Source organism: Micromonospora sp. NPDC048843 (genome assembly GCF_040649965.1).
Lineage (GTDB): Bacteria > Actinomycetota > Actinomycetes > Mycobacteriales > Micromonosporaceae > Micromonospora > Micromonospora hortensis.
Window position 1 is genome coordinate 23599 of the sequence record NZ_JBEZGJ010000083.1, and the last position, 7701, is coordinate 31299.

Consider the following 7701-nt stretch of genomic DNA (forward strand, 5'->3'; position numbering starts at 1 on the left):
CCGCGCTGTCGGACGCTTCCAGTACCGTCTGGAAACCATGAACGCGCTCGGCGACGCCATCATCGGGCGGGATCACCCCGCGGGTCTGCTGCGCGCCGAGCTGGATCGCGCCACCACCAGCCACGGCGGTCTCGCCCTGGTCACCGGCGAGCCGGGCATCGGCAAGACGACACTCGTCACGTCGGCGGCCCGCGAGGCCCGGCAGCGAGGCGCGCTGGTGCTCGGCGCCGCCTGCTGGGATTCCGACAGCGCCCCCGGCTACTGGCCGTGGGTGCAGGTGCTGCGTGCCCTACGGCGCTCCGCCGACGACTGGGGGGTGGCACGGCAGTCCGCCGAGCCGGCCCTCGCGGCCCTGCTCGGCCAGTCCGGCGCCGGCGGCGATCAGGCCGGTCGCCTCGTCAGCTGGGCCGGCGTCGACCCCGGCCCGGACGCCGCCGACCAGGAGGCGTTCGCGCTGTACGACGCGGTTACCGCAGCCCTGGTCGCCGTCTCCCAGCACCGGCCGGTAGTGGTCGTCCTCGACGACCTGCACTGGGCCGACCCGGCCTCGCTGCGGTTGCTGAGCTTCGCCGCCCAGCACACCTGGTTCGAGCGGCTCCTGCTGATCGGCACCTACCGCGACGCCGAGGTCGAGTCGGGCGAGCATCCGCTGCGCCCGCTGCTGATGCCACTGGTTGCGAAGGCCACCACGATCACCCTCACCGGCTTCACCCGCGACGAGGTCGCCGCACTGATGACCCGGACCGCCGGCCGGGAGCCCGAGGCCAGCCTTGTCGACGAGGTGCACCGGCGCACCGGTGGCAACCCGTTCTTCGTCGAGCAGACCGCGCGGCTGTGGCACGCCGACGACGCGGTCGGCACTATCGCACCCGGCGTACGGGAGGCGGTGCGCCGCCGCCTGGCTCAACTGCCCGCCGCTGTGGTGGAGGCGCTGACCGTCGCCGCCGTACTGGGTCGCGAGTTCCACCGTCAGGTCCTCGCGGCCTGCGCGGCCGCACCTGCGGCGCAGGTCGACCGACTGCTCGACCGGGCGGTGACCGCCCGACTGGTGGTCGCCCGGGGCGGTGGCCGCTTCGCCTTCGCCCACGACCTGGTCCGCGAAACCCTCTACGACGGGCTGACCGACGACGACCGACGGGCCCGGCACGGCGCTGTCGTCAGGGCGGTCGACGACCTGCGGGAGCTCACCGACCGGCTGATCCCGGCCGACCTCGCCCGCCACGCCTACCTGGCCGGCCCCGCGCTCGACCGGGCCCGGGTGGCCACGCTGCTGGTCGCCGCCGGGCGGGACGCGTTCGCCCGGCTGGCCGGCGACGAGGCGGCGGTGCACTTCCGCCGAGCCCTCGAGGTCGTCGAAGACCCGGCACAACGAGTGCGGATTCTCGTCGAGTTCGCCGAGTCGCACTATCACCACGCCCGCCGGGAAGAGGTCACGCGACTACTGGCCGAGGCCGCCACCCTGGCCCGTTCACTCGACGAACCGGTGTTGCTGGCCCGGGTCGCGCTCACAGTGAACCGCTCCCGCCAGGTCGACACCGCCCAGTCGATCGAGGCGGCGGAGCTGGTACGCGAGGCGTACCGCCGGTTGATCGGCGAACCGGACGCCAGCGCGACGGTCGGCGCCCTGGTCGCGGACCTGATCACCGCCAGCGAGACGATCGCCCGCCGAGGGCAGGACGACGAGGCGCTCACCTTCAGCCTCTGGGCCCGCCACGACACGACCTGGGGGCTGGGCACCGCCGCGACCCGAGCCGCGCTCACCGCCGAGATCCGAGACGTGGCCCGGCGGACGGGCGACCGGGAGACCGAGCTGTGGGCCACCTCGCTGCGCTGGGTGGCGCTGCTGGAGCTGGGCGACCCTCGCTTCGCCGAGGAACTCACCACCTTCGTCGACGCCGAACGGCAGGGTGACTTCGCCCGGCACCGGATGGCCGCGGCCGTCGACAGCGGGATCATCGCGGCGTTCCAGGGTGACTTCACCACTGCCGACGAGCGGTTCGCCATCATCACCGACCAGACCGACCCGGGCCACACCGAGTTCGGGTTCATGGGCCACCACCTGCGGTGGTCCCGACTGCTGCTCCAGGGCCGGGTCGCCGAGGCCGCCGTGCTGGTGGACGGGCTGGCCCCGGTCGACTACCCCTACCGGGAGCTGCTGCGGGCGATCACCGCAGCGGAGGGGGGCGACGGCGAGACGGCGATCCGGCTGACCGCCGGCATCGAGGCCGCCGCCATCCGGTACCCGCGCCCGGTGTCACCGCTCTGGCTGCGGTTACGCGCGCAGGCCGCCGCCGCGTCCGCCGACCCGAAGCGCTGCGACGCCGCGCGGGCCGCGCTGGCCCCACACCGTAAAGAGTGGATGGTGGGGCTCTTCGGCTGCGACATCAGTGGCCCCGTCGACCACTGGCTGGCGCTGATCGACGCCGCCCAGGAACGCTGGGACGACGCCATCGCCGGCTTCACCGCCGCTCGGGACTCCGCCGACCGGCTGGGCTCCCGGCCCTGGTCGCTGCTCGCCCGCACCGGCCTCGTGAGCGCCCTCGCCGGCCGAGGTCACCCGGGCGACACCGCGACGTCGACCGCGTTGCGCGCCGCCGCCATCCAGGAAGCGACAGCCCTCGGCATGACGCAGGTGCTCCACCGGCTCGCCGCCCCGACAGCCCCCGACGCCGACCTCCCGGCCCAGGCCGCCGGCTCGGCCCAGGCTGTCGCGCCCGGCCGGGCCGCGCCGGTGGCGGCTGCGGTCGAGGGGTACGAGTTTCGGCGCGACGGGCCGGTCTGGCAGCTCGCGTACGAGGGTGTCGTCGTGCACCTGCCCGACGCCAAGGGCCTACACGACCTGCACCTGCTGCTCAGCCGTCCCGGCGGCGACGTGCCCGCCGTGGAGTTGCTCGACCCGGCGGCCGGGCCGGAGTTGGTCGCCGCCCGCCGGATGGGCGCCGACCCGGTCCTCGACGACGAGGCGAAGGCCCGCTACCGGCGGCACCTGGCCCGCCTCGACGAGGAGATCGACCGGGCCGCCGCCCGCGACGACGACCAGAAGGTGGCCAAGCTGGACGCCGAACGGGGTGCGTTGCTCGACGAACTGCGTGCCGCTGCGGGCCTCGCCAGCCGTAGCCGCCGCCTGGGCGACGAGGCCGAACGGGCCCGCAAGACGGTGACCGCGCGAATTCGCGACACGCTCCGCAAGCTCGACGACCGACACCCAGCACTGGCGAGTCACCTGCGCGACGCCGTCTCCACAGGCACCACCTGTCGCTACCTGCCCCCCAACCCCCTGCCCTGGCAGCTCTAACCCCACCCCAGCCCTCCGCGATCTTGCACTTTCGGTCGCCGGTTCAGGTGGATTTGCCACCCTTGCCGGGACAGTAAGTGCAAGATCGCGGGAGGTGGGGTGGGGTGGGGTGGGTTAGCGGCGGTTGTACTTGTACATGGTCAGGGTGCCGAAGACCAGGACGAAGCCGGCGCTCCAGAGCAGCAGCCACATCGTGGCCGACGGGTCCGAGTCGCCGCTCATCGCTCCCCGGATCGCGGCCACCAGCTGCGTCACCGGGTTGACCTTCACGAACGCCTGGAGCCAGCCGGGCATGGTGCTCGGATCGACGAAGACGTTGCTCAGGAACGTCAGCGGGAACAGCACCATCATGCTGACTCCCATCACCGACTTCTCGCTGCGCAGGATCAGGCCGAAGAACGTCCACACCCAGGAGAACGCGAACGAGAAGACCACGAGCAGCCCGATCCCGACGGCAGCCCCGGCCACCCCGCCTTCGGGGCGGAACCCGAGCACCAGCCCGAGCCCCAGGATCACCACGGCGGCGAGGATGTAGCGCAGCACGTCGCCGAAGATCATGCCGACCAGGGCGGCCGGACGCCAGATGGGCAGCGTCCGGAACCGGTCGAAGATGCCCTTCTCGATGTCGGTGTTGAGGCCGACGCCGGTGTACATGGTGATCATGACAACGCTGGTCACCATGATGCCGGGCAGGAAGAACTGGAGGTATTCGCGCGGGCTGCCGGCGAGGGCGCCACCGAACAGGTACGTGAACATCAGCACCATGATGATCGGGAACGCGGTCACGTCGAAGAGCTGCTCCGGCACGTGCTTGATCTTCAGCATGGCCCGCCAGCCGAAGGTGAGCGACGCGCCCAGCGCGCTCGGCCGGGGCGGTCGGGAACCGGGCGCGAGCACTGTCGCCAGCGCCTCGGCGGACGGGACGTAGACGATCGGCGCCCGTTCGGTAGTGGTGGTAGTGGTGTCGCTCATCGGGCTGCCTCCAGCTCGTCGTCGCGCTCGTCGGTCGGCACGGCGGGGTGGTCGGTCAGGGCCAGGAACACCTCGTCCAGGCTCGGCTGGCCGAGGGAGAAGTTGTCGACCACGATGCCGGCGCGGGCCAGGTCGCTGAGCACGCGAGCGGCCTGGGAACTGGCGTCGAGGTCGGTGCCGGCCTCGCCGACGCGGGCGGTCAACGCCACCGGATCGGCGGCGAGTTGCACCGGCACGTCGAGTGCCTCCCGGAGCACCCGCTCCGCCTCGGGGCGCTGAGCGGGGTCGCGCAGTCGCAGGTGGACGGTGCCGGAGCCGATCGACGACTTCAACTCACCCGGGGTGCCCTCCGCGATCACCCGGCCGTGGTCGACGACCGCGATCCGCCCCGCGAGTTGGTCGGCCTCGTCGAGGTACTGAGTGGTCAGCAGCACCGTCGTGCCGTGCGACACCACCGCCCGGACGATCTCCCACACCTGGTTGCGGCTGCGCGGGTCGAGGCCGGTCGTCGGCTCGTCGAGGAAGAGCAGATCCGGGGTGTTCAGGATGCTGGCGGCGATGTCGATGCGTCGCCGCATCCCGCCCGAGTACTTCTTCACCTGGCGGTCACTCGCCTCGGTCAGACCGAACGCGGCGAGCAGGGCCGCGGCGCGCTCCCGAGCGGCCGGCTTGCGCAGGCCGAGCAGGCGGGCGAGGAGCACGAGGTTCTCCGTGCCGGTCAGGTCCTCGTCGACGGATGCGTACTGGCCGGTGAGGCTGACCCGGGAACGAACCTTGTCGGCCTCGGTGACCACGTCGTGCCCGAAGACACGGGCCGAGCCGCCGTCGGGTCGCAGCAACGTGGCGAGCACCCGGACCGCCGTGGTCTTGCCCGCGCCGTTCGGGCCGAGCAGACCGTAGACGGTGCCGGCGGGCACCTGGAGGTCGATGCCGGCCAGCGCCCGGGTGTCCCCGAACGAGCGGGTGAGCCCCTCGGCCTCGATGGCCAGACCGGTGGTGCGTCTACTCATGATCCTTACCTTTCATATTGGACGTGTTCAGGAGACGTAGGGCCGAGCCGCCCGGCCGTCGCGCAGTGCCAGACCCCACCAGCGAAGCTGGTCGAGCAGGACGCCGACGTCGCGTTGCCGCTCGTCGGTGCACTGGGCGGTCGGCTCGCCGGCGAGCAGGTCGATCCCGACGACGTCGCGCACCGTCGTCGCGTGCAGTGCGGTGAAGACGGTACGTAGTTGGTCGACCGCGTGCAGGCCGGTGGAGCGACAGCCGTACGACACGAAGCCGACCGCTTTGGCCTGCCACTCGTCGTACGCGTAGTCGATCGCTTGTTTCAAGGGCGCCGGGAAGCTGTGGTTGTACTCGGGGGTGACCACGACGAACGCGTCCGCCCGGCCCACCTCGCTGACGAACGCCCGGATGGACGCGGTCGGCTCGGCGGGGTAGGTGGCCGGGAAGTCGTACTCGGTCAGGTCAACGACAGTCACCGCCAGGTCGTCGTGCCGCGCGGCCTGCTCGACGAACCAGTGGGCGAGCCGGTCGCCGACCCGACCCTCACGGGTGCTGCCGACGATCACGGCGATCCGCAACGGTGCCATGGCCCACCTCCCTTCCACACTGAAGGCGCGAGATGACGACACGCGCCCGCTAGATCCGATCTAGCGGGCGCGGTTCGGGACGAAATGTCGGTGGGATCGGCTTGACTGGGGGAGCGCAATGGCACAGGTACGCATCGAGCCGTGGCACGAGGACGACCTCGACCTGCTGCGGCAGCTCAACTCACCGGACACCCGCAAGCACACCGGCGGCCCGGAGACCGACGAGCAGGTGCTCGCCCGGCACGATCGGTACGTGCACTTCTCCGGCACCGAGCAGGGCTGCATGTTCACGCTGGTGCTGGCGGACGGGGTGCGGGCGGGCAGCGTCGGCTACTGGGCCCGCGAGTGGCGCGACCAGCCGGTGTACGAGCTGGGCTGGGCGGTGCTGCCCGCGTACCGGGGGCAGGGGCTGGCTACCGCGGCGGTGCGCGCCGTGGTGGACGTGGCCCGCGCCCGACGGGACCGGCACTACGCCCACGCCTACCCCTCGGTCGACAATCCCGCCTCGAACGCTGTGTGCCGCAAGGCCGGCTTCACGCTGCTCGGCGAGACCGGTTTCGAATACCCGCCGGGGCAGATGATGCGGGCCAACGACTGGCGGCTCGACCTGACCGCCCCACCGACGGTGAGCTGAGGTCGGCGGGGCGGCCGGTGACAGGTCACCAGGTGGTGTCGAGGCGGTGCCGTTGCTCGGCGGTCAGCTCCAGGTCGACAGCTGCCAGGCTCTCCTCCAGTTGCGCCACCGACGAGGCGCCCACCAGCGGAATGGACGCCAGCTCACCGCCCAGCAGCCAGGCGAGCACCACCTGGTTGACAGTCGCACCGCTCTGCCCGGCCACCTCCCGCAGCGCGGCCAGTCGCCGTGGCGCGCTCGGCAGGTCGTACGCCGAGCTGAGCGGCTTGTCCGCCCGGGTGAACGCCCCCTTGAGCAGCGGCGAGTACGCCACCAGGGTCAGGTCGGGCTCGGCACGCAGGTAGCTGAGCAGGTCACCGCCGACACCGCCCGGCTCGCCGTCCGGGTCCAGTTCGCTGACCAGGTCGGTGCGGTTCGGCAGGTAACTGCGGTGGTACTGGAGCACCTCGTACCCGGGCAGGCCGGCGGCGGCGGCCAACGCGCGGGCCCGCTCCACCCGCCAGGCCCGGTGGTTGCTGGCGCCCAGCAGACCCACAGTGCCCTCGGCGACCAGCTCGGCGAAGCCCTCCACGGTCTCCTGGAGCGGCACGGTCCGGTCCTCGATGTGCGCGTAGAGCAGGTCCAGCCGCTCCACCCCGAGCCGTTCCCGGCTGCGCTCCGCGGACTCGCGGATCACCTTGGCGGAGAGGCCCTCGGCGTTGTCCAGGTAGCTGGTCCCCGGGGCCAGCGGTCGGGCGCCCAGCTTGGTGGCGATGACGATCTCGGCGCCGACGCCCCGGCTGCGCCGCCACCGGCCGAGCAGCTCCTCGCTCTGCCCGCCCTGGCCGCCGTCCACCCAGAAGGCGTAGTTGTCCGACGTGTCGATGAACGTGCCGCCGGCCTCGACGTACCGGTCGAGGATCGCGTACGAGGTGGCCTCGTCGGTGGCGCTGCCGAAGAGCATCGCGCCGAGGCTGAGCACGCTGACCTCGCGCCGGGTCGCCGGGTCGCCGCCGATCGTGCGGTACCGCATGGGGATCTCCTCTCGTGCGCCCTACCGGTGGGCGCACGAGTCACACTGCCGGCTGGAGCGCACTCCAGGTCAAGCGCTCAGTGGCGGACCTGCGGGCCGCCTACGGCCGTTACCCGGCCGACCCGGCGATCCGTGAGCTGGTCACCGAGCTGCTCGGTACCTCGCCCCGGCTCGCCCACTCAGGCGGTGTTCCGCC

Annotated in this window: 6 protein-coding genes and 1 pseudogene; 3 read left to right on the forward strand and 4 right to left on the reverse strand. The window is 72.2% G+C overall.

Annotation, left to right across the window (positions count from 1 at the left end):
* Positions 1-37 precede the first annotated feature (37 nt).
* Positions 38-3295, forward strand: coding sequence for an AAA family ATPase (locus AB0C20_RS19985; RefSeq protein ID WP_357568486.1), 3258 nt, complete (start codon positions 38-40; stop codon positions 3293-3295).
* A 114-nt stretch (positions 3296-3409) separates the two neighbouring features.
* Here AB0C20_RS19985 and AB0C20_RS19990 read toward each other — a convergent pair whose 3' ends face one another.
* Genes AB0C20_RS19990 through AB0C20_RS20000 form a run of 3 tightly spaced genes read right to left on the reverse strand, consistent with a single transcriptional unit; the run spans position 3410 to position 5859 of the window.
* A complete protein-coding gene (locus AB0C20_RS19990; RefSeq protein ID WP_357568487.1) occupies positions 3410-4267 on the reverse strand; it encodes an ABC transporter permease in 858 nt (285 codons plus the stop codon).
* Positions 4264-5277, reverse strand: a complete 1014-nt coding sequence (locus tag AB0C20_RS19995) for an ATP-binding cassette domain-containing protein (protein ID WP_357184278.1) — start codon at positions 5275-5277, stop codon at positions 4264-4266. The genes AB0C20_RS19990 and AB0C20_RS19995 overlap by 4 nt, the downstream gene beginning before the upstream one ends.
* Positions 5278-5304: 27 nt before the next feature.
* Positions 5305-5859 carry an NAD(P)H-dependent oxidoreductase gene (locus tag AB0C20_RS20000; RefSeq protein ID WP_357568488.1) on the reverse strand — a complete coding sequence of 185 codons (555 nt, stop codon included), beginning with the start codon at positions 5857-5859 and terminating at the stop codon, positions 5305-5307.
* Between the two features lie 118 nt (positions 5860-5977).
* Between AB0C20_RS20000 and AB0C20_RS20005 the strand changes: the two genes are divergently transcribed.
* Positions 5978-6493, forward strand: a complete 516-nt coding sequence (locus AB0C20_RS20005; protein ID WP_357184284.1) for a GNAT family N-acetyltransferase — start codon at positions 5978-5980, stop codon at positions 6491-6493.
* A 25-nt stretch (positions 6494-6518) separates the two neighbouring features.
* Here the strand turns inward: AB0C20_RS20005 and AB0C20_RS20010 are convergent, their stop codons facing one another.
* Complete coding sequence (locus tag AB0C20_RS20010; RefSeq protein ID WP_357568489.1) at positions 6519-7505, reverse strand: aldo/keto reductase; 987 nt, start codon at positions 7503-7505, stop codon at positions 6519-6521.
* 14 nt (positions 7506-7519) lie between these two features.
* Between AB0C20_RS20010 and AB0C20_RS20015 the strand changes: the two are divergent.
* Positions 7520-7701, forward strand: a pseudogene (locus AB0C20_RS20015) (hypothetical protein); the annotation flags it as partial.